This is a genomic window from Shewanella sp. M16 (assembly GCF_018224605.1).
Lineage (GTDB): Bacteria > Pseudomonadota > Gammaproteobacteria > Enterobacterales > Shewanellaceae > Shewanella > Shewanella oncorhynchi.
In genome coordinates this window covers 99,308-125,992 of the sequence record NZ_JAGTUL010000001.1, presented here as the reverse complement: position 1 = coordinate 125,992, position 26,685 = coordinate 99,308, and the positions used below count along the sequence as shown (strand labels likewise).

The following is a 26,685-nucleotide window of genomic DNA, read 5'->3' as shown; positions in this document are numbered from 1 at the left end:
GTTAAGTGATTCAAGTGATTTAATTATTCAGTAATGTGCTGCCATAGGGCAGGACGACTAAACCTCGCTGATGAGTGTGACTTGTCAGCCAATAATCGAGAGAAAGGTAAGCATATGGGTTTTAAATGCGGCATTGTTGGTCTTCCTAACGTAGGTAAATCAACGCTTTTTAATGCGTTAACTAAGGCTGGCATCGAAGCGGCTAACTTCCCGTTTTGTACCATTGAACCTAACACTGGTGTTGTACCTGTGCCGGATCCACGTCTGGATGCGTTAGCTGCGATTGTGAATCCACAACGTGTGTTACCTACCACCATGGAATTCGTGGATATTGCGGGTCTTGTGGCTGGCGCATCTAAAGGCGAAGGCTTAGGTAACAAGTTCCTCGCTAACATCCGTGAAACCGATGCTATTGGTCATGTAGTACGTTGTTTTGATGATGACAACATTGTTCACGTTGCTAACAAGGTTGACCCTGCTGGCGATATCGAAGTCATCAACACTGAATTAGCCTTAGCTGACTTAGACAGTTTAGAGCGTGCGGTTCAGCGTCAGCAGAAACGTGCTAAAGGTGGTGATAAAGACGCTAAGTTTGAAGTGGATGTATTAGAAAAAATGCGCCCCATTTTAGACGAAGCTAAAATGTTGCGTTCTATGGATTTATCGAAAGAAGAGCTGGAAGCGGTGGCTTACCTTAACTTCTTAACCTTAAAACCGACCATGTATATTGCTAACGTTGCGGAAGATGGTTTTGAAAATAACCCGCACTTAGATGCCGTTCGCGCCATTGCTGCGACTGAAAACGCTATCGTTGTTGCAGTATGTGCGGCGATTGAATCTGAACTGGCCGAGATGGAAATCGAGGAGCGCGATGAGTTCATGGCGGATCTGGGTATCGAAGAACCAGGTTTAGATCGTGTGATCCGCGCAGGTTATGAATTACTGAATCTGCAAACCTATTTCACCGCAGGCGTGAAAGAAGTGCGTGCTTGGACTGTGCCAGTGGGTGCGAGTGCTCCGCAAGCGGCAGGCGTTATCCATACCGATTTTGAACGCGGTTTTATCCGTGCCCAAGTGATGGCATTTGACGACTTTATTGCCCACAAAGGTGAAGCTGGCGCGAAAGAAGCCGGTAAGTTACGCGTGGAAGGTAAAACCTATATTGTTAAAGATGGCGATGTGATGCATTTCCTGTTTAACGTATAACAAAGCTTATTCACGCTGTAAGTCTCGATAAATTAAGCTAAGTATGAGCAACAAGGTGTTATTTAGCACATCTGTTGCTCAGTTTGGTGAAGTAATAGCCGAACAGCTTAACCTAAGGGAAATAGCGAAAAAAAGCTGTTGACCTAGATACCTCGAATAAGCATAATACGCCCCGTTCCTCGCTGAGAGGGGCGCGTAATATCGATGTGGCAATGTAGCTCAGCTGGTTAGAGCACAGCACTCATAATGCTGGGGTCGCAGGTTCAAGTCCCGCCATTGCTACCATTTTATTTAAGATAAATTTCTTATATAAAATGAATCACGATTTTACTCTAGCATTGATTGCTAGCATCTCTTCACGATGTAAACATGAAACTGTGCGGGAATGGTGAAATTGGTAGACACGCCAGATTTAGGTTCTGGTGCCGCAAGGTGTGAGAGTTCAAGTCTCTCTTCCCGTACCATTTTTTAGATATATGAATTTAGAAACATCGGCGATAGCGGATGTTTGAAACAGAGTTAGTTGGGGTATCGCCAAGTGGTAAGGCACCGGGTTTTGATCTCGGCATTCCAAGGTTCGAATCCTTGTACCCCAGCCATTTTTTCTCAGTTTCCAAGTTGATTGGGGTATCGCCAAGTGGTAAGGCACCGGGTTTTGATCTCGGCATTCCAAGGTTCGAATCCTTGTACCCCAGCCATTGGCAATGTAGCTCAGCTGGTTAGAGCACAGCACTCATAATGCTGGGGTCGCAGGTTCAAGTCCCGCCATTGCTACCATATTTAACTCTGTTAAAGTAATTTATCAGAGAAAAATCCAAAAATGTTGAATAGACAATTTTGGTACATTTTGATGCGGGAATGGTGAAATTGGTAGACACGCCAGATTTAGGTTCTGGTGCCGCGAGGTGTGAGAGTTCAAGTCTCTCTTCCCGTACCATCAAAATGCAATCTTCTATAGAAGATTAAACACAGTTTATTGGGGTATCGCCAAGTGGTAAGGCACCGGGTTTTGATCTCGGCATCCCAAGGTTCGAATCCTTGTACCCCAGCCAAAAAGTTAAAAAGCCTGTCTTCGTACAGGCTTTTTGCTTTCTGACTTTTAACTCTTTTCAGCTTAGTGTTATTTTGCTTTCAGTTTCCCTTCAATTAGCCCTTCCAGCCTTTCCCTTGTCTCTATAATTCCCGTTGGTTGTGGCAATTCAGTTATTTTCAAAGTTAATCCACAGTGCCATTTGAGCTAGCACTGTGGTGATCCGTTTTATTGCTTTTTGACTTCAGGAGTAACGGGTGGCGATTTTATTTCTGCTGGAGCCACTGGAACGGCGACTTTTGCAGCTGCTTCAGTGATATTGATTAGCATTGCAGCATTCTTAATGACGGCATTCTGTGTGACCGCACTATCAATAACGGCACTTTGGGCCGCTTTAGCATCACCTGTTGCAACGGCTTTGACTGTATCAGGTATTGCTAACTGTTGCTGTACTTGATTTGCCCCCGCTTCTAAGGCTTTTTGTTGTAACTTCTGTGGATCGGTATAGTCGGCTAATTCCTTCGGCCAACTTGGGACCCGTTTTTCTGCCTGATTACTGAATTGCTCAGAAATCACTAAGGGTGCACCGCCTTTCATCAGCATGACTGCCATTTGGTTGGTGTCTGAGTTCCAAACTAGACCCGCTTTTTCGGCCATTTCGGGGACCGGGGTGTAAGTCGACACTAAGTAGATGAGTGGACCTTCCTGTTGGATCTTGTCGGCCGTTTTGAGCAGGGACAGGGTGGTATCGTAATTTTTACCCAGCAATTCCTGCATACGGTTCTTGATGAGCGGTTGTTCGAATAATCCGACATCGTTCGGGTCTAAACCGACAAGGGGTTTAAGCAAGGCCCACATGAGCTGGCCTTGGGGTGACATTAATAAGAGTGGTGCAACGCAGGCGTTGAGCATTAATGCGAGCCACACAATATGTAGGCAGCGCATTTTTTTGAGCAGAGATGTACTCAAGATGATATTTCCTTGGAAGTACCAGCAAGTCGCCGGCGGCGGATTGTAGCTGATTGGCGTAAGGTAAACGAGAGGGTGGTAAAGTAAATTTTAAGCAAAAAAATTAGCCCAAATGTTGGATTTTATCCTCCTGAATTTGAAAGGTATTTACAGGTGATACAATAAATCATTTGCTGCTAATTTAATCGAAGGTAATGGTTTTTGAGTGTTAAAAACAGATTTACCCCTAAGTGCTTTATTTTTGGCACTTATTTTTCTTCTTACTTTTTAACTTCTTTTTCAGTATTGAATATGTAAAGTTTGTAAACTTTGTTCTGTTTGATAATCGATCTCATTTAATCTCGGCGCATTAAATTAGTTTAATGCAGTTCATTTCTATCTTTAGCTGCATAGGGAAAGCAGACTCTGGAGGTATTTCTCTTCGGTTTGTTTTTGAGAGTGCATCATTGAAATTAAGAGTCAGTAAGTCGTCTTTGTCCTTTGCCCGCATTATTCATGTTTATGTGTCTATGGCTTTATTGTTGCTGATGCTGTTTTTTGCGGTGACAGGTATAACGTTAAATCATCCTAATTGGTTTTCTCAAGCTGATCAGGAACCTAAGCGGGAACAAGTGCCAATCCCTGCCTATTTGTTACCCGTTAATGCCCAAGACTCACAATGGCGTCTGGCTGCGGGTCATTGGTTGAAAAGTGAATGGGCTATGGATATGGCGAGTGCCGATATCGATGAAGATGAAATTAGTTTAGTCAGCAAAGGGCCCGGCACTTACCGCAGCCTGACATTGGACTTGCTCGACGGGCAAGCCTATGTCGAAACCTTAGATTACGGTGTCGTTGCCGTAGTGAATGATTTGCATAAGGGCCGTAACACAGGCACAGCTTGGGCTTGGATACTCGATCTCAGCGCTGTGCTTATCATTTTATTTTCGCTCACTGGGGCTTATTTGTTGCTGCCTCAAACCAAGCGCCTCAAAAAGTCATTGTTATACATGGTACTCGTCAGCAGTAGTTGCGGGCTTGTGTATGTTTATTTTGTTCCATAAAGGAGTGTAGGCCGAGTATGCGTCATCTTATTCGCACCATTGCGGTGAGTGCTTTGTTTGTCAGTTCTGTGGCGTTTGCGACGCCTAAAATGACAGTCGATTTAACCTTGCCTGAAATTACCGAAGGGCAATATCACAGACCTTATGTGGCCGTATGGGTTGAGGATGCCAAGGGGCAAACGGTTAAAACCTTAAGCCTTTGGGTTTGGGATGAAGGCCATAAATGGTTGAAAGATATCCGTCGTTGGTGGCGTAAAGCCGGACGCGAAGATATGAGCTTTGTTGACGGTATTGCATCTGCGACACGTCCCGCGGGTCATTACAAAATCGATTGGGATTTAAAAGATGAGGCGGGAAAAGTGCTTGAACCTGCCACTTACACTGTATTTATTGAAGTGGTGCGTGAACACGGTGGTCGCGATCTTGTACGACAAAATATCGATTTAGCTGCAGGAGATTTCTCTGTGCAGTTGCCCGCCACGACAGAAACTGGCGTTATCGACATACGCTTAAGCGGCATGGCTCGTTGAGTCAATCCATTAAATATTTAGCCCGTATATTAATCGTTAAACTTAAGGAAAAGGCATGAAATTACGTCTTATTACATTACTTGGCACACTTTGTATTAGCCCATTGGCAAGTAGCCACGACAGATGGATTTTACCTAGCCACTTCAACGTTTCGGCTGAAAGTGAAGAAATTGTGTGGATTACTTCAGATGTGTCTGCCAGCAATCAAGTGTTTATGATGGATAAACCTTTTAGTGCCAGTGATGTGCGTGTGTTACAGCCAAATGGAAAACCAACGTCTCCAAGCTCAAGTTACACGGGCGGACGTAAGTCGGTGTTTGATGTGCAACTGATGCAAGATGGCACTTATAAGTTTGAAAAAGAAGTTTCACCTCGTTATTTTTCTCAGTATAAAGTTAAAGGAAAAGAAGGGGTTGTACGCAGCCGTATGGATAAAAAAGCCACAACTGCTGCTATGCCAAAGGGAGCCTATGAACTTGAAAGTTCTTTAAATGTATCGCGGGTTGAAACCTATGTCACACGTAATAAGCCAACTGAGGAAGTGTTAAAGCCTAAGGGGGAATATTTAGAACTAGTGCCTGTGACTCATCCTGCAGATATTGTTGAGAACGAAGCTGCTACCCTGCAATTTGTTTTCGATGGTAAGCCCGTTGAAGGCGTTAAAGTCGCCATTATGAAAGACGGTAGCTTATATCGTAACAAACCAGAGGAAATCGAATTTACCTCAGATAAAGACGGTAAAGTTTCAATGATCTTACCTTCAGCAGGACGTTATCTCTTACATGCGGCAATTGAGCGCCCTAATGCAGATAAATCTCTTGCTGATAAAACGGTTAGTGAAATCTTTTTGACCTTTGAGGCTGGGCTTGAATAAATGAGTTAACCTCTAATTTGAGGTTTTTTGCTTTGAGTCTTAATGCCCACGGTCTAAATGGCGAGTGGGCATTTTTTGTATTCATTTCGTACTAAAACGTGTGCGAAATTTCCTTAGGTATACAGATTTGAATTTGATTACTGGTAACTCTGCTTAAGGTTGGGTAAGCTGCGTCAATGCATTGTTCTTGGTGCATCAAAAGCGCATAACGATTAGAATAGCGCAATTCCACCCTCATTTGACTGTGTTGACCTTAGCGTTGGCACGGGTTGCTTTTGTTTTAAAGGAGACGAAAGAAGTTATGACTAAGGTTCCTATGACAGTTGTCGGTGCAGAGCAGCTGCGTAAAGAGTTAGATATTCTCAAGTTTGACCGTCGCCCTAAAATCACTGAAGCAATTGCTTCAGCGAGAGAGTTAGGTGACTTGAAAGAAAACGCGGAATACCATGCGGCTCGTGAGGAACAAGGTATTTGTGAAGCACGTATCCGTGATATTGAGGGGAAGTTATCTAACGCGCAAATTATCGACGTCACTAAGATGGTGAATAACGGTCGTATCATTTTTGGCGCCACTGTGACTATTTTAAATCTCGATACCGATGTTGAAGTGACTTATCGCATAGTCGGCGATGACGAAGCGAATATTAAAGAAAACCTGATTTCAGTGAATTCACCAATAGCCCGCGGTTTAGTCGGCAAAAATGAAGGTGATGAAGTGTCTATTACTACGCCAGGTGGTATGACAGATTACGAAATCATCTCAGTACAGTATTTATAATCTGCTTATAATACTTTACTTATAGTGTCGTGAGCGTGACTCATGCGATATCGCTAAAACCGTCCTAGGGCGGTTTTTTGTTATTCGCGAATTAAGTTTGTTTACGGCTTGAATTTAGGGCTCGAATTTAGGGCTTTAGCCAAGGATATCGACCGCGCTTCAGCGTTGAATTCGGGGTAAGATGGACAAAGTTTAATTTGTCTCTTTGTAGGTTTTTACCTAAGCTGCCATCCTAGCAAAATCAACATTGGCGAAATGTGTATGTTGTTTTTTTGCGCGAGTTTCACTTTATGGACCCACAGTTAAGCATCAAAAGCGAACAGTGAATAGGTTCATGTTTAGTTTGATAATGTTTTATAAGAGGGCACGCTTTGGTCAAACATTGGCGTACAGGATTGATGTTAGTTTGCGTGGCGATCATGTTGATTGCGCACTCGGCTAGCTATGCGCCAAAACCCTCAGTACAGCGCAGTGATGCAACTCGCCATTATGTTCAGATGCATATGGGTCAGAAACACACTGCTCTGAAACAAACGGCTCAGATGCATACTGTGAGTCTTGATAGCTCGACTCCCCATACAAAACTAAGCGCTGAGCCTCAAAGCTTGCCCAATGCCGATGTTATCGCCCAATCTAATGCACAGTCTGATGCGCAAACCGTTGAAAGCTGCGGCTCACCGAATAGTCATGATACCGATCTAGTCAGTGCAGACTCAGAATCACAGCCAGCACCTTGTCCGAGTTCTGACTATGTAAGTCATTCAGATGATTTAGATTTTGCCCCGATAAATTCGCCGCGTTTTATCAGTCTTGCCCAGCACGATGTGCGTGAGGTCAAGCCAGTATATGTACTCGCTGTAGATTTTACTGCCGAACCGACATCCAATGTTGTTGAACCCACCGATCTTGATATCACATCAGATTGGACGCTTTCTGCTGTATCTTCCCCCGCCCGAATTTCGGGTTGGAAAGTCTCAAATCTTCAATATCGATTTAGCCAACAAGCCGCTTAGCTCGCCTATTTAGGCATGACGTTGATAGGAGCCTACTCTTATCGATTTTTCATGCTGTTGCCTTTTTGTACTCTCCGAAACTTTTTATAGCTGCTTAAGTAAGCAGTGATGATTTGAGCCTTACGAGCTTAGCCGCTGGTACTCAATCATGTGTTTCGGACTGATATCAATATGTTCGCTTAGCGATTTTATTCAAATGCTGAGCGTTAAATAGCGAGTTAATCCCATGGAAAGAAAACCCAATCAACGGCTGCTAAATCACTATTCAGCTTGGAAATACTTAGTGCTTATCGTCACTATTATCGTGATGCTATTCAGTGCGTTGCCGACATTTTACGGTGAGGATGCTGCGGTGCAGGTGGGCGCGAAGGCGGGGTTAACGCTCACACCTATTGCCCTTCGAGATAAGCTACAAGCTGAAGGCGTGACGGTAAAACGTATCGACCAAAAAAATGGTGAAACCTTAATTGTCCTCGATGCGGATAACCAACAAACCTTAGTCAAAACTTTAGTCTCTTCTATGGTCGCAGAGCCAAAAGAATTGACTTTATCCCTTGCCAGTGCGGCGCCAAGTTGGTTACAAAACTTAGGCTTTCAGCCGATTAAACTCGGGCTCGACTTGCGCGGTGGCGTACAGTTCTTACTCGATGTTGATATTGATCCTGTTTATCAAACTCAGGCCGAGACGCTTGTTGATTCGCTACGTCAATTCATCCGTGAGCAGAAAATTCGTGGTGCCAGCGTGCATTTGGACCAAAGTCATCAGTTAAACATGACATTGCCCGATAATGATGCCCGTGCTGCCGTGCGTCAAATGATGAAAGAGTCCTATCCTAATTGGCAGCTATCCAATGCAGATGGCGCGGGTTTACTGATTAAGTTGAGCCAAGAAGAGCAAACGAAACTGCGTAATTTGACAGTGCAGCAAAACTTACAAGTGATGCGCAGCCGTATTGAAGAACTCGGTATCACTGAAGCTTTAGTGCAGCGTCAAGGGGAGCATCGAATTCGGATTGAATTGCCTGGAGTCCAAGATCCTGCCGCCGCCAAAAATGTTATCGGTGCTACGGCGAGTTTGGCCTTCTTCGAGGTTAAAGAGTCTGGCTCCGTTAATGCTATGGTACTCAATGACAAGTCTGGTAAGCCTATTTATGTGAGCCGCACACCAGTGCTGGGTGGCGATCATATTGTCGATGCGAGGGCGAGTTTAGGCGAGATGGGCATGGCGGAGGTGAACATTAACCTTGACCGTGTGGGCGGGCAGAAAATGTCTGAGTTTTCCCGTACCAATATCGGCAAACCTATGGCGACGTCTTACAGCGAATACAGCCGTGATGAGCAAGGTAAGGCAAAGCAGACACAAGAGATTATCAGTGTCGCTACTATTCAATCCCAACTTGGAGATCGTTTTCGCATTACGGGTGCAGGCTCCTATCAAGAAGCACAACAATTAGCTCTGTTACTGCGAGCTGGCTCTATGACGGCGCCAGTGACTATTGTTGAAGAGCGCACTATTGGCCCGACGCTGGGTGCTGAAAACATTGAAAACGGTTTTGCGGCCCTTGGCTTAGGGATGGGGATTACCTTGCTGTTTATGGCACTTTGGTATCGCCGTCTCGGTTGGGTGGCGAATATAGCGCTGATCTCCAATATGGTGATCCTGTTTGGTTTACTGGCGCTTATCCCTGGCGCTGTGTTGACCTTACCTGGTATTGCGGGTTTGGTGTTAACAGTCGGTATGGCGGTTGATACCAACGTACTGATTTTCGAGCGAATAAAAGACAAGTTAAAGGAAGGTCGCAGTTTTGCGCTGGCAATTGATACGGGGTTTGATAGCGCGTTTTCTACTATTTTTGACGCCAACTTCACCACTATGATCACTGCAGTGGTGCTTTACTCCATAGGTAATGGTCCAATTCAAGGTTTTGCCTTGACCTTAGGTCTAGGTCTATTGACCAGCATGTTTACCGGTATCTTTGCTTCAAGGGCTTTGATCAACTTAGTTTATGGGCGTGATGCTAGCCGTCATGTGAAGGTATAATCATGAAAAATATCAATCTAACTAAATGGCGTTATGTTTCGAGTGCTATCTCTATTTTGTTGATGCTAGTGTCATTAACCATCATCGGCGTGAAAGGTTTTAACTGGGGCTTAGATTTTACTGGCGGTGTCGTCACCGAAGTGCAGATCGATAGAAAAATTACCAGCAGTGAATTGCAACCTTTACTCAACGCCGCTTATCAGCAAGAAGTGAGTGTAGTTTCCGCCAGTGAGCCGGGACGTTGGGTGTTGCGCTATTCCGATATAAAGAGTGCCGATACAGAGCAAGGTAATATCGATATTCAGCAGGTATTAGCGCCGCTTAACTCTGAAGTGCAAGTGCTTAACAGCAGTGTTGTCGGGCCGCAGATTGGTCAAGAATTGGCAGAGCAGGGCGGTTTGGCGCTGTTAGTCGCTATGCTGGCGATATTAGGTTATTTAAGTTACCGCTTCGAATGGCGACTCGCATCGGGTGCCCTATTCGCCTTAGTGCATGACGTAGTGTTCGTGTTGGCATTTTTCGCCTTGACTCAGATGGAGTTTAATTTAACGATACTTGCGGCTGTGCTGGCGATTTTAGGTTATTCCTTAAACGATTCGATCATTATCGCTGACCGTATTCGTGAATTATTGATTGCTAAGCCAAAGCTTGCTATTCAAGACATTAACAACCAAGCAATTGTGGCGACGTTTTCTCGCACTATGGTGACCTCAGGAACAACCTTAATGACGGTCGGTGCGCTGTGGATCATGGGCGGTGGGCCGCTGGAAGGATTTTCGATTGCAATGTTTATCGGTATATTAACCGGCACATTCTCTTCGATTTCAGTTGGTACCTCATTGCCTGAGTTATTAGGCTTAACGCCTGAGCATTATAAGGAACAAGTGATTTCTGAAACACCTTAGGGCTATGCTAATCGCTTAAATTAACAGCGAAAACAAAAAGGCCACTCGATTGAATGGCCTTTTTGTTAACACGATAAAATCAAGAAAAATTACTTTGCCTTTGGCAAAGCAATTTTCATTTCTGGTGATTGACGATAAATCACCAGAATATGACCAATAAGTTGCACTTTTGCGGATTGAGTTTCACGTACTATGGCATCAACGATGGCATTTTTTAGCTCTCTGTCGGCAGAGGCTACTTTCACTTTAATCAGTTCATGATAAGCGAGTGCGCTTTCAATTTCAGCGAGTACACCTTCAGTCAATCCATTGGCACCAAGCAGCACCACTGGCTTTAGCGGATGCGCTAGACCTTTTAAATGCTGTTTTTGTTTGGTTGTTAAGTTCATTTCTACCAACTTTTGCTGAGTTACTGTTGAAAAACGGCTATTCTACCCTTATATAGCCTTTGTGTAACTCTCAATTGTTGCGGATTTTAAATGTCAGGTATAAAACGTACGGCCAGTTCTAATCGCTGGATGCTAGAACACTTTGATGATCACTATGTCAAACTCGCCCAAAAAATGGGCTTGCGATCTCGCGCTGCGTTTAAGCTTGAGGAGATCCAGCAAAAGGATCAACTAATTCGCCCAGGCATGACTGTGGTTGATCTCGGTGCAGCTCCTGGAGGTTGGTCTCAAGTGGCAGTTAAATTAGCGGGAGATAGAGGTAAAGTCATCGCCTGTGACATTTTGCCTATGGATCCCATCGTCGGCGTCGATTTTTTGCAAGGGGATTTTCGTGAAGATAAAGTCCTTCAAGCATTACTTACTCGCGTCGGTGATGCTAAAGTTGACGTTGTGTTGTCTGATATGGCACCCAACATGAGTGGTTCAGATAGTGTTGATCAGCCCCGTGCCATGTATTTAGTGGAATTGGCGTTAGATATGTGCCATCAAGTATTGGCTCCTAATGGCTGTTTTGCGGTAAAAGTCTTTCAGGGGGAGGGCTTTGACGAATACATGAAAGCGGTAAAAGCAGTGTTTAAAGTCGTTAAAACACGTAAACCAGACTCTTCACGGGCTCGTTCCCGCGAAGTCTATCTTGTGGCGACTGGGTACAAGTTGTAGTAACCTAGCGTTAATAATCGCAAGACTTAATGAGGTCTAGTAATTTGAGTGACATGGCAAAAAATCTAATACTCTGGGTTGTCATCGCCGTTGTGCTGATGTCAGTGTTTCAGGGTTACTCCCCCTCTTCTTCGTCATCGCAGAAGATGGATTATTCTACCTTCTTAGATAATGTCCGTGATGGACAGGTCGCAACTGTTGAAGTTAAGAGCGACCAACGAACTATTGAAGGTGCTAAACGAACTGGTGAAAAATTCACTACTATCATGCCGTTATATGACCAAGATTTAATTAATGATCTTGATCGTAAAGGCATCACTATGAAGGGCCAAGAAGCTGAAGAGTCAGGGTTCCTTACCCAAATCTTCATCTCTTGGTTCCCGATGTTATTGCTTATCGGGGTATGGATTTTCTTCATGCGCCAGATGCAAGGCGGCGGTGGCAAAGGCGCTATGTCCTTTGGTAAGAGCAAAGCCAAGCTGATGAGCGAAGATCAGATTAAAACTACTTTTGCCGATGTTGCTGGTTGTGATGAAGCAAAAGAAGAAGTGAAAGAGCTGGTTGATTACCTGCGTGACCCAACTAAATTCCAAAAATTGGGCGGCCGAATTCCAACGGGCGTACTGATGGTGGGTCCTCCAGGTACAGGTAAAACCTTGCTGGCGAAAGCCATTGCGGGTGAATCTAAAGTCCCTTTCTTCACTATTTCAGGTTCTGATTTCGTGGAAATGTTCGTTGGTGTCGGTGCATCCCGTGTGCGTGACATGTTTGAACAAGCGAAAAAGTCTGCACCTTGTATCATCTTCATCGATGAAATCGATGCGGTCGGTCGTCAACGTGGCGCGGGTTTAGGTGGTGGTCATGATGAACGTGAGCAAACACTGAACCAAATGCTGGTTGAGATGGATGGCTTCGAAGGTAATGAAGGCGTTATTGTTATCGCGGCAACTAACCGTCCAGACGTACTCGATTCTGCGTTATTACGTCCGGGTCGTTTTGACCGTCAAGTGGTCGTTGGTTTACCAGACGTTCGTGGTCGTGAGCAGATTTTGAAAGTGCATATGCGTAAAGTGCCGCTTTCTGAAGATGTGAAAGCAAGCGTGATTGCCCGTGGTACGCCAGGTTTCTCGGGTGCTGATTTAGCTAACTTAGTGAACGAAGCTGCCTTGTTTGCGGCTCGCGGAAATCGCCGAGTTGTAGGCATGGAAGAATTTGAGCGTGCAAAAGATAAAATCATGATGGGTGCTGAGCGCCGTTCTATGGTGATGTCTGAAGCTGAAAAAGAAATGACCGCTTACCATGAAGCAGGCCATGCTATTGTGGGTTGTTTAGTACCAGAGCACGATCCTGTGCACAAGGTGACTATCATTCCTCGCGGCCGTGCGCTGGGTGTCACTTTCTTCTTACCTGAAGCTGACTCAGTGAGCCAGAGCCGTCGTAAGTTAGAAAGCCAAATTTCGGTCGCCTACGGTGGTCGTTTAGCAGAAGAGCTTATCTACGGTACTGAGAAAGTGTCGACTGGCGCATCACAGGACATCAAATACGCGACATCTATTGCGCGTAACATGGTGACTCAGTGGGGCTTCTCGGACAAGTTAGGTCCATTGCTGTATGCAGAAGAAGATGGTGAAGTCTTCTTAGGTCGCAGCATGGGTAAAGCTAAAGCGATGTCCGATGAAACTGCAACCATTATCGATGCTGAAGTAAAAGTCTTTATCGACAAAAACTACGCTAGAGCGAGACAGATATTGACCGATAACCTCGATATTCTGCACTCAATGAAAGAAGCTTTAATGAAGTATGAAACCATTGATTCACTTCAAATTGACGATTTAATGAAACGTCGTGAAGTGCGTCAGCCTGCCGATTGGCAAGTGGATGACAATGGTTCTAACGATAAAGGCAATGGTCATGGTGAACCAGCAGCGAAAGCTGAAGACAGTGTGACTGCACCTGCTGAGCCAGAACTGAAAGATCCTGATGAATCTCCAGCTAAGTAATGTGTTGTGAAACCAAAGAAAACCCCGTAAAGGGGTTTTCTTGTTTTACCTTGTTAGCAATTTGACTGCGCTGTCATTGATACTCTCGGCCACCATTGATATTTATCTTCTGACAGTTAGTCATTTCGGATAGAAAATGAAGGCTTGAAATTAATGACGCAAGTTATGCCAGTGAGTAAAATCGTAAGTGTTCGTATTACAGGAGTAAATGCGTGTTTGAACTGATTGCTGGCACTAAACGCCTCGCGTTATCTTCACCCATTGTGATGGGGATTCTTAATGTTACTCCCGATTCTTTTTCCGACGGTGGTCAATATTCTTCCTATGAGCTTGCCTGTCAGCATGCCGATGACATGGTGGCTCAAGGCGCGGGAATGATAGACATTGGCGGAGAGTCGACAAGACCTGGCGCCGCCGAGGTGAGCTTAGCCGATGAACTTGCGCGGGTGATCCCGTTGGTGAAATATGTTGCGGCGCACCATGATGTGTGGATTTCGGTCGATACCAGTAAACCTGAAGTCATGCGTCAAGCTGTTGCTGCGGGCGCACATTTGATTAACGATGTGCGCGCCCTGATGGAACCCGGTGCGCTTGAAACTGCTGCAGAGTTACAAGTCCCCATATGCTTAATGCATATGCAAGGTGAACCCAAAAGTATGCAATTTGCACCGACTTACCATAATGTTATTGAAGAAGTTTCTGTCTTTTTAACTGAGCGGATTGAAGCTTGCTTGCGAGCAGGGATCCCCCGTGAATTATTAATACTCGATCCGGGATTTGGTTTTGGTAAAAGCTTAGAACATAACTATGAATTACTGGCGAAGCTCGACTGTTTTGCCCTGTTTGATTTACCGATATTGATAGGATTGTCTCGTAAGAGCATGATAGGAAACCTCTTAGCAAAACCGACCTCAGAACGTCTTGCTGGGAGCCTTGCTGGCGCTATGATAGCGGCCCAAAAGGGCGCTCATATCATTCGTGTGCATGATGTTACTGAAACTGTGGATATGCTCAAGGTGTTACAAGCGACACAAGCGTATTTTTAAGCATCGTTATGCTCTCGTTAAGCATTTAATTAATATTATGATCCCAAATCATTGGGACACATTTGAGTTTGTGGAGCGATATGAAAGAACGTAAATTTTTTGGAACTGACGGTATTCGGGGAAAAGTCGGTTCAGGTCAAATGACGCCTGAGCTCGCGCTTAAGTTAGGTTGGGCGGCGGGGCGCGTGTTATCCCGCAGTGGTACCAAAAAGGTGATTATAGGTAAAGATACCCGTATTTCGGGCTATATGTTTGAGTCAGCATTAGAAGCAGGCCTTTCTGCTGCAGGCCTTAATGTGATGTTAATGGGACCTATGCCAACGCCAGCAGTAGCCTATTTGACGCGCACGTTTCGCGCCGAAGCTGGGGTGGTGATCAGCGCGTCACACAATCCGTATTACGATAATGGTATTAAGTTTTTCTCCACCGACGGCAGTAAGTTAGACGATAACCTAGAGCTAGAAATTGAAGCCGAGCTTGAAAAGCCCCTCGTTTGTGTTGAATCTCATCTATTGGGGAAGGTATCGCGTATTGAAGATGCCCGTGGCCGTTATATTGAGTATTGCAAAGGTAATTTTCCTGCAGAACACACGTTAACTGGGCTAAAAATTGTGGTTGATTGTGCCCATGGCGCAACTTATCACATAGCGCCAGCAGTGTTTCGTGAGTTAGGCGCCGAGGTGATTGCCATTGGTGATAAACCCAACGGGATGAACATCAATGATAAAGTGGGCGCGACGTCCATGGGCAAAATTTGTGAAACCGTTCTAGCCGAAAGTGCCGATTTAGGCATCGCACTCGACGGTGACGGTGACCGTATTATGATGGTCAACAGCAAAGGCGAAGTGATCGACGGCGATCAAATTTTATATATTCTGGCCTGTGATGCGAAATCCCGTGGCGTATTACGCGGTGGTGTAGTTGGTACGTTAATGTCAAATCTTGGGCTTGATCTCGCCTTGCAAGCATTAGACATCCCCTTTGCGCGTTCGAAAGTGGGCGACCGTTATGTGATGGAACTACTTAAAGAACTCGATTGGCGCATCGGCGGTGAAAATTCAGGGCATATCCTCAATCTTGATCACGGCACAACTGGTGATGGCATTGTTGCGGGGATTTTAGTGTTAGCGGCTATGCGTCGTCAGAATGCCACGCTAGAAGAACTGACTTCTGCGATGGAAATGTTGCCGCAGGTGTTAGTCAATGTGCGCTTTGAAGGCGAGCACGACCCTCTTAAGTCAGATAAAGTTAAAGCGGCGCAGGCACAGGTTGAATCTCAACTGGGCGTGCGTGGCCGAGTATTATTACGTAAGTCAGGTACTGAACCTTTGATCCGTGTCATGGTTGAAGGTGACGATCATAGTGCAGTATTGGCGCACGCAAATTTGATTGCGGATGCGGTAAAATCGGCAAGCTAATATTTGCTAATTTTGTAATGAGTGCGGCTGATACCAATTTAAAATTAAGGTGTTAGCTGCACAAATGAACAGAAAACAGCTTTGGCGTGTAAAAAATAAGCATTCCAACCTGATATCTGAAAAAATTCGAATTTAGCTATTGTAACTTAATAAGTGGTTCGCTATTATTCACGCCGCTTTCAGAGGAGACAGTGATGGCACTCAGACGTCCTATGGTAGCTGGCAATTGGAAGATGAACGGCAGTGCGGCATTAGCACAAGAGTTGTTCAAAAAATTTGCCTCTAAGCTCCAAAATGATTCAGCTGAAGTGGTTTTATGCCCGCCTTCTATCTATCTAGAGAGCGTTAGGCAACTGCTAGAAGCAAACAAGGAAGCGTTAGACGGTTCACTTGTTAGGATGGGCGCACAAAACCTAAGTCAACATGACTTTGGCGCTTATACCGGAGAAGTTTCAGGTCAGATGCTCAAAGATTCAGGATGTCGATATGTAATTATCGGGCATTCAGAACGTCGCCGTATGTACGGAGAGACGAGTAATATCGTAGCGGAGAAATTCGCCGCTGCACAAAAGCATGGCTTAACTCCAATTTTATGTGTGGGTGAGTCAGGTCCAGCACGTGAAGCAAGACGCACCTTTGAGGTGATTGCTGAAGAGTTGGATATAGTGATCCAGAAAAATGGCACTATGGCTTTTGATAACGCTATTATCGCCTACGAGCCGCTTTGGGCTGTAGGAACAGGTAAAAGTGCTACACCAGAGCAGGCACAAGAAGTTCATGCGTTTATTCGCAAACGCCTCTCTGAAGTGTCTCCGTTTATCGGAGAAAATATCAGGATTCTCTACGGTGGTAGTGTGACACCGAGTAATGCTGCAGATTTATTTGCCCAACCTGATGTTGATGGTGGACTGATTGGCGGTGCTAGCTTAAACTCTAGCGAGTTTTTAAGTCTGTGTACCATAGCGATGAGCGCATAATATGTATGAAGTTCTAGTAGTTATTTACTTGTTGGTTGCATTAGGTCTAATCGGCTTAGTATTAATTCAGCAAGGTAAGGGAGCTGACATGGGGGCCTCTTTTGGCGCCGGTGCATCAGGTACTCTTTTTGGTTCAAGCGGTTCAGGTAACTTCCTGACACGTAGTACGGCGATTCTTGCCATTGCGTTTTTCACTTTAAGTCTGCTTATTGGTAACTTAAGTGCAAACCACGCAAAAAATGAAGATTCATGGAAAGATTTAGGTTCAGACACTGAACAGGTTACCCAACCTGTTGAGCAAGGAACCCAAAAGTCAGAAACGAAAATTCCTGACTAGTAAAAGGTGTCGCCGAGGTGGCGAAATTGGTAGACGCGCAGCCTTGAGGTGGCTGTGACCTAACGGTCGTGCGGGTTCAAGTCCCGCTCTCGGCACCAAATATAACTAAGATAGACGAGATAAGTTCTCTCTTAGTTATTGCAAGAAATGACGATAGTCAATATACTTGCACACAGTTGACGCGGGGTGGAGCAGCATGGTAGCTCGTCGGGCTCATAACCCGAAGGTCGTCGGTTCAAATCCGGCCCCCGCAACCAGCTCCTAGTAACGAATAGTGTTTAAATTCGTTATGGTTTACAGGTTCTTGAAATTAATGACCTCGTGATTACGGGGTTTTTTGTTATCTGGGACTTTTAAATTTGTCGCATGCTTCGTATGTGGCGTTGTACTAGGGCTATTAAGCCCTTTTTTGTTTTTTCGGGGGTCAATCTTGGCAACGTTAGAATTCAGACTGGCAGAAATGCTCAAAGTACCTGTGGAAGCATTAGGCTTTCAGCTGTGGGGCATTGAATATGTTCAAGCGGGTAAGCATTCCACACTGCGAGTGTTCATTGATGGTGAGAATGGTATCAATATTGAAGATTGTGCCAATGCAAGTCGCCAAGTCAGTGCTGTACTCGATGTTGAAGATCCTATTTCTACAGAATATACCCTAGAGGTTTCTTCGCCAGGCGTAGATAGACCCTTATTTACTGCTGAGCAGTACGCGGGCTATGTAGGCGAGGATGTAAAGCTTCAATTGACTATGCCGGTTGACGGCAGTCGTAATTTAAAAGGCGCCATCACTGCGGTCGACGGGCAAATGCTCTCGCTGAAAGTGAATGGTAAAGAGTTAGTTGTCGCATTGGATAATATCCGCAAAGGCAACTTAATCGCTAAGTTTTGATGGTTTCAAGGTGAACGAGGCAAGACGAGATGAATAAAGAGATTCTGCTAGTCGCTGAGGCGGTTTCAAATGAAAAGGCCGTTCCACGCGAGAAAATTTTTGAAGCGCTAGAGATTGCTCTGGCCACAGCAACCAAGAAAAAGTACGAAGGTGATATTGACGTTCGTGTTGCTATCGATCGTAAAACCGGTGGTTATGATACTTTCCGTCGTTGGATGGTAGTTGATGATCACGGTGAAGCGTTAGAAAACCCTTATCGTGAAATCACGTTAGAAGCGGCACGTTACGAAAATCCGGACATCCAGCCTGGTGAGTTTATCGAAGACGATATCGAGTCAGTGGTGTTTGACCGTATTACCACTCAAACCGCTAAGCAAGTGATCGTACAGAAAGTACGTGAAGCTGAACGTGCGCAAGTAGTTGAGCAGTTCCAAGATCAAGAAGGTGAGTTAATCACTGGTGTGGTCAAAAAAGCGACTCGCGAGAGCGTAGTGGTTGACTTAGGTAATAACGCTGACGGCGTATTGTTCCGTGAAGACTTAATTTCACGCGAATCTTTCCGTCCTGGTGACCGTGTGCGTGCATTATTGTACTCAGTACGTCCAGAAGCTCGTGGTGCACAGTTATTCTTAAGCCGTACTAAACCTGAAATGCTGATCGAGCTTTTCCGTGTTGAAGTGCCTGAAATTGCTGACGAACTGATTGAAATCATGGGCGCTGCTCGTGATCCAGGCGCTCGCGCTAAGATCGCCGTTAAGTCGAATGATCGCCGTATCGATCCTATCGGTGCGTGTGTGGGTATGCGGGGTGCGCGTGTACAAGCCGTTTCGAATGAACTGGGTGGCGAACGTGTTGATATCGTGTTGTGGGATGATAATCCAGCACAATACGTGATCAATGCCATGGCGCCAGCCGATGTTGCCTCTATCATAGTCGACGAAGATAACCATTCTATGGATATCGCTGTTGAAGCCGATAGTTTGGCACAAGCCATTGGACGTAATGGCCAGAACGTACGTTTAGCAACACAACTGACTGGTTGGGTTCTGAACGTTATGACAGTGGAAGATATGAATAAGAAACATCAGGCAGAAAGTGCCAAGGTGGTTGATTTATTTGTTAACTCACTGGATGTCGATGAAGATTTTGCACAAGTACTGGCAGATGAGGGCTTTACGTCGCTCGAAGAAGTTGCCTATGTGCCTGTGTCTGAACTATTGGCGATTGACGGTTTTGACGAAGATCTCGTCGAAGCTTTACGTGAACGTGCAAAAGCGGCGATCTCAACTCGAGCTCTCGCTACTGAAGAAGCACTGGATGGTGTGGAGCCAAGTGAAGAGTTGCTAGCACTTGAAGGTGTTGAAAGACACTTAGCCTATGTTTTCGCTAGCAAAGGTATTGTGACTCTAGAAGACTTGGCTGAACAAGGCATTGATGATTTGATCGAAATTGAAGAATTGACAGAAGAAAAAGCAGGTGAGCTCATCATGGCAGCCCGCAATATCTGTTGGTTTGGCGAAGAAGCATAAGTCGATCAACAGGGGGATTTAACTGATGGCAGATACTACCGTAGAGAAATTGGCCACGGAAGTGGGTAAAAGTGTTGAACGTCTGATTGAGCAATTCTCTCAGGCTGGAATTAAGAAAGGCCAAGCTGATAAAGTGACTGAAGCTGAAAAGCAGCAGTTACTGGATTATCTGAAAAAGCAGCACGGTGGCGAAAATGCGCCAACGAAAATGACGCTGCAGCGTAAAACCGTATCGACCCTAAGTGTGGCCGGTAATGGTGGTCAATCTAAAGATGTTAAAGTTGAAGTTCGTAAAACACGAACTTTCGTTAAGCGTGATGCTAATGAGGCTACTCTGAAGGCTGAAGAAGAAGCGAAAGCCGAAGCAGAAGCTTTGGCAAAAGCAAAGGCCGAAGCAGAAGCTGCTGCGGCAGCAAAAGTGAAAGCTGAAGCAGATGCTAAGGCAAAAGTGGAAGCAGAAGCCAAGGCGAAAGCTAAAGCAGCAGCCGAAGTGAAAGTGGTTAAAGATATGTCACCAGAAGCAGAAGCGGCTCGTCTAGAAGCTGAACGTTTGAAAGCGGCGCAAGAAGCGGCAACCAAACGTAAGCAAGACGAAGAAGCGGCTAAAGCGGCAGAAACTGCTCGCTTACTCGCTGAAGAACATTCTAAGCGCTGGGCCGAAGAAGAGCGCCAACGTTTAGAAGCCGAGAAAAACGGTGATCATCACATCACGACATCTAAAGTAGCTCGTGCTGCTGAAGATACTTCTGATCTGGATGAAGAAAAACGCGGACGTCGTGCTCGTAACAAGAGCAACGCGAAAAAACGTGGCGGCAAAGATGCCCGTGACGGCCGTGAAAAACACATGCGTAACCGCAGTACTGCACCTGAGTCTATGGCGCATGGCTTCAATAAGCCTGTGGCAGCAGTGAGCCGTGATGTGCGTATCGGTGAAACTGTTACTGTTTCTGAACTTGCGCATTTAATGGCAGTGAAAGCGACTGAAATCATCAAACAGATGATGAAAATGGGTTCTATGGTCACGATCAACCAAGTGTTAGATCAAGAGACTGCCCAGCTAGTTGCTGAAGAAATGGGTCATAAAGTTGTGCTTATCCGTGAAAACGAGCTTGAGCACCAAGTGCTACAAGACCGTGATGATGAAGATGGCATCAAGCTAGAATCTCGTGCACCAGTTGTGACTATCATGGGTCACGTTGACCACGGTAAGACTTCGTTACTCGACTACATTCGCCGCGCTAAAGTGGCTGCTGGCGAAGCCGGTGGTATTACTCAGCATATCGGTGCATACCATGTTGAAACTGAAAATGGCATGATTACTTTCCTTGATACTCCTGGTCACGCCGCGTTTACCGCAATGCGTGCCCGCGGTGCCAAGGCAACGGATATTGTTGTGCTAGTTGTTGCTGCCGATGACGGTGTAATGCCGCAAACAATCGAAGCTATTCAACATGCTAAAGCTGGTAACGTGCCATTAATCGTGGCTGTGAACAAGATGGATAAACCGGAAGCGGATATCGATCGCGTTAAGAGCGAATTGTCACAACACGGTGTTATGTCTGAAGATTGGGGTGGAGACAACATGTTTGCCTTCGTTTCAGCTAAGACAGGTGAAGGCGTTGACGAACTGTTAGAAGGTATCTTACTGCAAGCTGAAGTTCTCGAACTGAAAGCGGTACGTGATGGTATGGCTGCCGGTGTGGTCATTGAATCACAATTGGACAAAGGTCGCGGCCCTGTGGCTACGATTCTGGTTCAAGAAGGTACGCTGCGCCAAGGTGATATCGTTCTGTGTGGTCTTGAGTACGGTAAAATTCGTGCAATGAAAGACGAAAACGGTCGTTCAATCACTGAAGCGGGTCCATCTATTCCTGTTGAAATTCTAGGTCTGTCAGGCGTTCCGTCTGCAGGTGATGAAGCAACAGTCGTACGTGACGAACGTAAAGCTCGCGAAGTTGCCCTGTATCGTCAAGGTAAGTTCCGTGATGTGAAACTGGCACGTCAGCAAAAATCTAAGCTAGAAAACATGTTTGCGAACATGACAGACGGCGAAGTGAAAGAACTGAACATCGTTCTTAAAGCAGACGTACAAGGTTCACTCGAAGCGATTACTGATTCGTTAACAGGTTTGTCTACCGACGAAGTGAAAGTGAACATCATCGCTCGCGGTGTGGGTGCACTGACTGAAACGGATGCAACCTTAGCGGCTGCCTCTAACGCTATCATGGTTGGCTTTAACGTACGTGCCGATGCACAAGCCCGTAAGACTATCGAAAGTGAAAGTGTTGATTTACGTTACTACAGCGTTATCTATAATTTGATTGATGAAGTGCGTGCAGCGATGACAGGTATGCTGTCTCCTGTGTTCAAACAACAAATTATCGGTCTGGCTGAAGTTCGTGATGTGTTCAAGTCACCTAAGCTGGGTGCAATTGCTGGCTGTATGGTGACCGAAGGTACCATCAAGCGTAGCGCGCCAATTCGCGTACTACGTGATAACGTTGTTATCTACGAAGGTGAACTCGAATCGCTACGTCGCTTCAAAGACGACGTTGCTGAAGTTCGCAATGGTATGGAATGTGGTATTGGCGTTAAGAACTACAACGATGTTCGCGTAGGCGACCAAATCGAAGTATTCGAAACCGTCGAGATTGCTCGTACTCTGTAACGATAATAAGGGCGGCTTTAGCCGCCCTTATCAATTTAAGCTATGGTAAGAAATATTATGGCAAAAGAATTCAGTCGTACTCGTCGAATCGCTCAGCAGCTTCAGCAAGAACTTGCTCAAGTGCTACAGCGCGACATGAAAGATCCTCGTATTGGCTTTGTGACTGTGAATGACGTCGACGTCTCTCGCGATCTCAGCTATGCCAAAGTGTTTGTGACTTTTTTTGAAGAAGACAAAGCTGTCGTTCAAGAAAAGCTAAACGCTTTGATCAGCGCAGCTCCTTATATCCGCACTTTAGTGGCGGGTCGTATGAAGCTGCGTGTCATGCCTGAACTGCGTTTTATCTACGATAGCTCGCTAGTTGAAGGTATGCGCATGTCTAACTTAGTTAGCCAAGTGATCAACCAAGACAAAGCGAAGCAACAGCAATTTGGCAGCGAAGACGCATCGGTTGAAGATGAAGTCTTAGGTGATGATATTGCTGATGACGCAGATGAAACGGAAGGTAAAGATTAATGGCTCGTCGTCCAAAAGGTCGTTTTATCGATGGGATAGTGCTGCTGGATAAATCCACTGGCATGAGTTCTAACTTTGCATTGCAAAGGGTAAAGCGCTTTTTTAATGCGAATAAAGCTGGGCATACGGGCGCACTCGATCCGTTAGCGACAGGTATGTTACCTGTATGCTTAGGCGAAGGGACTAAGTTTTCTCAGCATCTATTGGATGCCGATAAACGCTATTTAGTCACGGCAAAGCTTGGCGAACGGACAGATACCAGTGATTCCGATGGTGAAGTGGTGCAAACCCGCGCCATTGATTTTACCGAGGCGCAGTTATTAACCGCGCTTGATTTCTTCCGTGGTGAAACTCAGCAAGTGCCTTCTATGTATTCCGCGCTGAAATATCAGGGTCAGCCCCTGTATAAATATGCCCGTGAAGGTATAGAAGTGCCGCGTGAATCTCGCCCTATTACGGTATTTGAGCTAAATTTCATCGGTCTTGAAGGCGATGAGCTGACCTTAGACATTCATTGCTCTAAGGGCACTTATATTCGCACTATCATAGACGATCTCGGTGAGATGCTCGGTTGTGGCGCCCATGTGATTATGCTGCGCCGCACCCAAGTTGCACAGTATCCCTATGCCAGAATGGTCACTTTAGAACAACTTGAAGCGCTAGTTGCTCAAGCACATGAACAACAGATAGATCCGAGCGTATTACTCGACCCTCTGTTATTGCCTATGGACACGGCCGTGGCCGATTTTCCAGAGGTGAATGTGCCGGATGCGATAGCTCCTTACTTAATGCAAGGTCAAGCGGTTCGTGTACCGGTTAATGCAGAATTGAAAACCGATGAGTTGGTACGTATCACTTTAGGTGACATTCGCCGATTTGTGGGGATTGGCACAATGAACGAAGATGGCTTATTAGCGCCGAAACGACTCATTGTTATCCATGACGAACCTGCAGAAACGCATTAGCCCGCTATCCATCGACAAATGATTAAATTAGTTGATGCATTAGTCCCCGCCTTTTATTGCGCTAGGGTGGGTTTATGGGTAAAATAGCGCGCCCTCTGGCTGAGTTAGTGATCGGCTAGAGATTCATATTATTTATTTGGAGATATACATGTCACTAAGTCCTGAAGCAAAAGCAAAAATTTTGGCTGATTTTGGCCGTTGTGAAAACGATACTGGTTCAACTGAAGTTCAAGTTGCTTTGTTAACTGCGCAAATCAACCATTTGCAAGATCACTTCAAAGAGCACATTCATGATCACCACTCACGTCGTGGTCTGTTACGTATGGTTAGCTCACGTCGTAAGTTAACTGCTTACCTGAAACGTACTGATTTAGCACGTTACACTGCTCTGATCCAAAAGTTAGGTCTACGTCGTTAATTTCGCGTCGACTAACGTGAAAAAGGAGGCTTAGCCTCCTTTTTTATTGCCTAAAATTTAACAGAATATTGATTGTGCAAACGAGAGATATACAGAAGTTACAGCCAAAATCAGTCTAATGTTTAGGTCTGTTACGCTGAGCTTGATGTGATTAAGCATCGAATCGAAACTTAAGTGCCAATGTAAGTATCCTAAGCCCCACGTAAACCATCAAGACTGCTTATTGTTGCTGTTTGTGTTGCTATATACAGCGCTTCAAATTCTGCTTGGGGTAGAGGCTGACTAAAATAGAAACCTTGGCCGACTTGGCACTGATTTTCTTTCAACCAATCCAATTGCTGCTCGTTTTCAATACCTTCGGCCACAATGGTCAAATTAAGCTGCTTTCCCAACATTAAAATGGTCGATGCAATTGCGCTATCCCCTGGTAGATCAGAAACGAAACAACGATCGATTTTCATGGTAGTGATAGGCAAATGGCGCAGGTAAGAGAGTGAAGAATACCCTGTGCCAAAGTCATCGACTGCAATACCAAATCCGGCTGATTTCAATTGTTCAAGCTTAGCGATAGCGAGTTCAATGTCGTTCATCAACGAGGTTTCAGTGATTTCAATTTCCAGCAACTCAGGTTGGATTTGATAGCGTAATGCCATCTGTTTGATATCGGGAACTAAACTAGCATCGGCAAATTGCTGTGAGGCAACATTAATTGCAATTGGGATGGCATAGTTATATTTTTTCTGCCATTCCCTAAGTACTTTACAGCTTTGCTCTATCACCCAACGACCTATAGGAATGATGATACCGGTCTCTTCCGCGACGGGAATAAAGGAAATGGGGCTGATGAGTCGTCCGTCTTTTTGCCAACGGATCAAGGCTTCACAGGCGATGACTTTGCCTGTTTGCAGATCAAGTTTCGGTTGGAAATACAGCAAAAATTCATTGTTTTTTAACGCATCATGTAAAGATGCTTCAGTGCGTAAACGAACTGCTGCTCGCTCAGTCATCTGTTGTTTGAAGAAGGCCCATTGATTCGAGCCTGCAGCTTTCGCGCTGTACATGGCAATGTCAGCGTGACGGATCAAATCTTCAGCGCTGTTACCGTCTTCGGGATAAATAGAAATCCCAATCGATGCCGCAGGATGAATTGCATGTTCATTTAATTGAATCGGGACATTGAGCTGGATCAGTAGCTTATCTACAAAATCTGCCGCTTGGTCTGGGGTGTGAACTGTATCGGCCAGAATAACGAATTCATCGCCACCTAAGCGGGAAACTGTGCCTTTATCACCAACGAATCGTTCGAGAATGCGGGCGATACGAGCGAGGAATTGATCTCCTAATGCGTGGCCAAGGGAATCGTTGATATTCTTAAAACGGTCTAAGTCGATAAACATCAATGCAAAGCTGCGTTTGTGTACTCGCGAGCGTTGGATAGTGACTGCGATGGTTTCAAGCAATAATGTGCGGTTCGGTAAGCCAGTTAGCGGATCTCGGGTCGCCATTTTGCGCAGTTTGGACTGGGTTTGGCTAAATTGAATAAGAATTTGGTTGAATTTTGAGGTTACTAAGCCGAGTTCATCATCCTTGTGTGCGTTGGACATAGGTAAGAGATTTTCATCCGGAGAGTCGGGTTCGATCTTATCGATGGCTTCACTGATGCGTGCGATAGGCTGAGTCAGGAAGCGATGGAATACCACTGACAGCACTAAGGTGAGTAAGAGTGCACGAGCGAGAGTGGCAAAAAAACTAAATCTTAACTGCGAGAAGAGGGTGTTTGTTAGTTCTTGGGTATCGTAGAAAACCGTTAATGTACCAATGAGTTGCTGTTGTTGGGTACCTTCAAAATAAAAAGGCCTATACAAAGGGCGAGAAATTTCTTTGAGATCATCAAATAATTTATTACTTAAACTGATAAAAGTCTGTGAGTTATTCTGCTTATTATTACTGACAGAAACAAACATTGAGCCATCGTCCAGCTCAATCACCGCCGAGCCAACATGTTCGACTTTGATGGCACCCTCTAAAGTTTGACGGGCTAAATTATCATCTAATGCCCATACGGCATTTGCTGCAGGTTGTTCAACTGAATCAAGGAGTTCTTGCTGAGTGGTCGTGAGTTGTTGTTTGGTTGATACGACGACTAAAGCGATTTCAACAATAAAAATGGCAATGGCAAAAAATAGGGCAGTAAATACGACTAGGTTAGTTTGTTTCCACGTCAGTGACTTAAAACGGCCTGTCATCGGGCGCATCCTTCATGATAATTATTCACCATCGGCGAGATTTTCCGTATCAATATAAACCGCAACTCTTTGTTGATTTAACCACTTTAGTGAAAAGTTACGTATTTGTCATCATTATCTGCTCTTTATCTATTGATCCGAATTGCAGTATACTTACGCGCGTAATTCAAGGTCATTAATT

Annotated in this window: 23 protein-coding genes and 9 tRNA genes; 29 read left to right on the top strand and 3 right to left on the bottom strand. The window is 45.2% G+C overall.

The window, feature by feature from the left end; translation table 11 throughout:
- Nucleotides 1–114: 114 nt before the first annotated feature.
- From ychF to KFE26_RS00525, 8 genes are all read left to right on the top strand, one after another.
- Nucleotides 115–1,206 (top strand): redox-regulated ATPase YchF, encoded by a 1,092-nt coding sequence (ychF, locus tag KFE26_RS00560; protein WP_212599332.1) that lies wholly within the window; start codon nt 115–117, stop codon nt 1,204–1,206.
- Between the two features lie 208 nt (nt 1,207–1,414).
- Nucleotides 1,415–1,491: transfer RNA gene (locus tag KFE26_RS00555), tRNA-Met, on the top strand.
- A 94-nt stretch (nt 1,492–1,585) separates the two neighbouring features.
- A tRNA-Leu gene (locus KFE26_RS00550) sits at nt 1,586–1,670 on the top strand.
- A gap of 60 nt (nt 1,671–1,730) precedes the next feature.
- Nucleotides 1,731–1,805 (top strand) — tRNA-Gln (locus KFE26_RS00545).
- Between the two features lie 24 nt (nt 1,806–1,829).
- Nucleotides 1,830–1,904 (top strand) — tRNA-Gln (locus KFE26_RS00540).
- Between the two features lie 2 nt (nt 1,905–1,906).
- Nucleotides 1,907–1,983: transfer RNA gene (locus KFE26_RS00535), tRNA-Met, on the top strand.
- Between the two features lie 75 nt (nt 1,984–2,058).
- Nucleotides 2,059–2,143, top strand: a tRNA-Leu gene (locus KFE26_RS00530).
- Between the two features lie 40 nt (nt 2,144–2,183).
- Nucleotides 2,184–2,258 (top strand) — tRNA-Gln (locus KFE26_RS00525).
- A gap of 206 nt (nt 2,259–2,464) precedes the next feature.
- Here KFE26_RS00525 and KFE26_RS00520 read toward each other — a convergent pair.
- Nucleotides 2,465–3,181 carry a hypothetical protein gene (locus tag KFE26_RS00520; protein WP_212599416.1) on the bottom strand — a complete coding sequence of 239 codons (717 nt, stop codon included), beginning with the start codon at nt 3,179–3,181 and terminating at the stop codon, nt 2,465–2,467.
- Nucleotides 3,182–3,651: 470 nt separating this feature from the next.
- Here KFE26_RS00520 and KFE26_RS00515 point away from each other — a divergent pair, with 470 nt between their 5' ends.
- The 7 genes from KFE26_RS00515 (at nt 3,652) to secF (ending at nt 10,389) form a co-directional block, all read left to right on the top strand.
- A complete protein-coding gene (locus KFE26_RS00515) occupies nt 3,652–4,248 on the top strand; it encodes a PepSY-associated TM helix domain-containing protein (RefSeq protein ID WP_212599331.1) in 597 nt (198 codons plus the stop codon).
- Nucleotides 4,249–4,265: 17 nt separating this feature from the next.
- Nucleotides 4,266–4,778 (top strand): DUF2271 domain-containing protein, encoded by a 513-nt coding sequence (locus KFE26_RS00510; protein ID WP_105251693.1) that lies wholly within the window; start codon nt 4,266–4,268, stop codon nt 4,776–4,778.
- A 55-nt stretch (nt 4,779–4,833) separates the two neighbouring features.
- Nucleotides 4,834–5,652 (top strand): DUF4198 domain-containing protein, encoded by an 819-nt coding sequence (locus KFE26_RS00505; protein ID WP_212599330.1) that lies wholly within the window; start codon nt 4,834–4,836, stop codon nt 5,650–5,652.
- Nucleotides 5,653–5,953: 301 nt separating this feature from the next.
- Nucleotides 5,954–6,430 (top strand): transcription elongation factor GreA, encoded by a 477-nt coding sequence (greA, locus tag KFE26_RS00500; protein WP_028761461.1) that lies wholly within the window; start codon nt 5,954–5,956, stop codon nt 6,428–6,430.
- A gap of 398 nt (nt 6,431–6,828) precedes the next feature.
- Entirely contained in the window at nt 6,829–7,443 is a 615-nt protein-coding gene (locus KFE26_RS00495; protein WP_212599329.1) for a hypothetical protein, read from the top strand.
- A gap of 226 nt (nt 7,444–7,669) precedes the next feature.
- The gene (gene secD, locus KFE26_RS00490) at nt 7,670–9,484 is read left to right on the top strand and encodes a protein translocase subunit SecD (protein WP_105251696.1); all 1,815 of its coding nucleotides are present in this window, start codon (nt 7,670–7,672) and stop codon (nt 9,482–9,484) included.
- Nucleotides 9,485–9,486: 2 nt separating this feature from the next.
- A complete protein-coding gene (gene secF, locus KFE26_RS00485) occupies nt 9,487–10,389 on the top strand; it encodes a protein translocase subunit SecF (protein WP_028761458.1) in 903 nt (300 codons plus the stop codon).
- Between the two features lie 89 nt (nt 10,390–10,478).
- Here secF and yhbY read toward each other — a convergent pair whose 3' ends face one another.
- Nucleotides 10,479–10,778, bottom strand: coding sequence for a ribosome assembly RNA-binding protein YhbY (gene yhbY / locus KFE26_RS00480; protein ID WP_006082725.1), 300 nt, complete (start codon nt 10,776–10,778; stop codon nt 10,479–10,481).
- A gap of 90 nt (nt 10,779–10,868) precedes the next feature.
- Here yhbY and rlmE point away from each other — a divergent pair, with 90 nt between their 5' ends.
- The 14 genes from rlmE (at nt 10,869) to rpsO (ending at nt 24,258) form a co-directional block, all read left to right on the top strand.
- Nucleotides 10,869–11,498, top strand: a complete 630-nt coding sequence (rlmE, locus tag KFE26_RS00475) for a 23S rRNA (uridine(2552)-2'-O)-methyltransferase RlmE (protein WP_006082724.1) — start codon at nt 10,869–10,871, stop codon at nt 11,496–11,498.
- A 29-nt stretch (nt 11,499–11,527) separates the two neighbouring features.
- Nucleotides 11,528–13,498 carry an ATP-dependent zinc metalloprotease FtsH gene (ftsH, locus tag KFE26_RS00470; protein WP_168822810.1) on the top strand — a complete coding sequence of 657 codons (1,971 nt, stop codon included), beginning with the start codon at nt 11,528–11,530 and terminating at the stop codon, nt 13,496–13,498.
- A 212-nt stretch (nt 13,499–13,710) separates the two neighbouring features.
- Nucleotides 13,711–14,544 carry a dihydropteroate synthase gene (gene folP / locus KFE26_RS00465; protein ID WP_212599328.1) on the top strand — a complete coding sequence of 278 codons (834 nt, stop codon included), beginning with the start codon at nt 13,711–13,713 and terminating at the stop codon, nt 14,542–14,544.
- 80 nt (nt 14,545–14,624) lie between these two features.
- Nucleotides 14,625–15,962 (top strand): phosphoglucosamine mutase, encoded by a 1,338-nt coding sequence (gene glmM, locus KFE26_RS00460; RefSeq protein ID WP_028761454.1) that lies wholly within the window; start codon nt 14,625–14,627, stop codon nt 15,960–15,962.
- Nucleotides 15,963–16,156: 194 nt separating this feature from the next.
- Nucleotides 16,157–16,939, top strand: a complete 783-nt coding sequence (tpiA, locus tag KFE26_RS00455; protein WP_006082720.1) for a triose-phosphate isomerase — start codon at nt 16,157–16,159, stop codon at nt 16,937–16,939.
- Between the two features lies 1 nt (nt 16,940).
- Nucleotides 16,941–17,276 (top strand): preprotein translocase subunit SecG, encoded by a 336-nt coding sequence (secG, locus tag KFE26_RS00450; protein WP_028761453.1) that lies wholly within the window; start codon nt 16,941–16,943, stop codon nt 17,274–17,276.
- Between the two features lie 11 nt (nt 17,277–17,287).
- Nucleotides 17,288–17,374, top strand: a tRNA-Leu gene (locus tag KFE26_RS00445).
- 82 nt (nt 17,375–17,456) lie between these two features.
- Nucleotides 17,457–17,533 (top strand) — tRNA-Met (locus KFE26_RS00440).
- A 173-nt stretch (nt 17,534–17,706) separates the two neighbouring features.
- Complete coding sequence (rimP, locus tag KFE26_RS00435; RefSeq protein WP_006082718.1) at nt 17,707–18,162, top strand: ribosome maturation factor RimP; 456 nt, start codon at nt 17,707–17,709, stop codon at nt 18,160–18,162.
- A 29-nt stretch (nt 18,163–18,191) separates the two neighbouring features.
- Nucleotides 18,192–19,691: a transcription termination factor NusA gene (nusA, locus tag KFE26_RS00430; RefSeq protein WP_028761452.1), complete on the top strand. Its 1,500-nt coding sequence runs from the start codon at nt 18,192–18,194 to the stop codon at nt 19,689–19,691.
- 25 nt (nt 19,692–19,716) lie between these two features.
- On the top strand, nt 19,717–22,359 hold the full coding sequence (gene infB, locus KFE26_RS00425) for a translation initiation factor IF-2 (RefSeq protein WP_105251699.1): 2,643 nt from the start codon (nt 19,717–19,719) through the stop codon (nt 22,357–22,359).
- Nucleotides 22,360–22,416: 57 nt separating this feature from the next.
- Entirely contained in the window at nt 22,417–22,875 is a 459-nt protein-coding gene (gene rbfA / locus KFE26_RS00420) for a 30S ribosome-binding factor RbfA (RefSeq protein ID WP_105251700.1), read from the top strand.
- Nucleotides 22,875–23,840 (top strand): tRNA pseudouridine(55) synthase TruB, encoded by a 966-nt coding sequence (gene truB, locus KFE26_RS00415; protein WP_028761448.1) that lies wholly within the window; start codon nt 22,875–22,877, stop codon nt 23,838–23,840. Before rbfA ends, truB begins: the two co-directional genes overlap by 1 nt.
- A 148-nt stretch (nt 23,841–23,988) precedes the next feature.
- Nucleotides 23,989–24,258 (top strand): 30S ribosomal protein S15, encoded by a 270-nt coding sequence (rpsO, locus tag KFE26_RS00410; protein ID WP_028761447.1) that lies wholly within the window; start codon nt 23,989–23,991, stop codon nt 24,256–24,258.
- A gap of 191 nt (nt 24,259–24,449) precedes the next feature.
- Here rpsO and KFE26_RS00405 read toward each other — a convergent pair whose 3' ends face one another.
- Nucleotides 24,450–26,504, bottom strand: coding sequence for a putative bifunctional diguanylate cyclase/phosphodiesterase (locus KFE26_RS00405; protein ID WP_105251701.1), 2,055 nt, complete (start codon nt 26,502–26,504; stop codon nt 24,450–24,452).
- Nucleotides 26,505–26,685 lie beyond the last annotated feature (181 nt).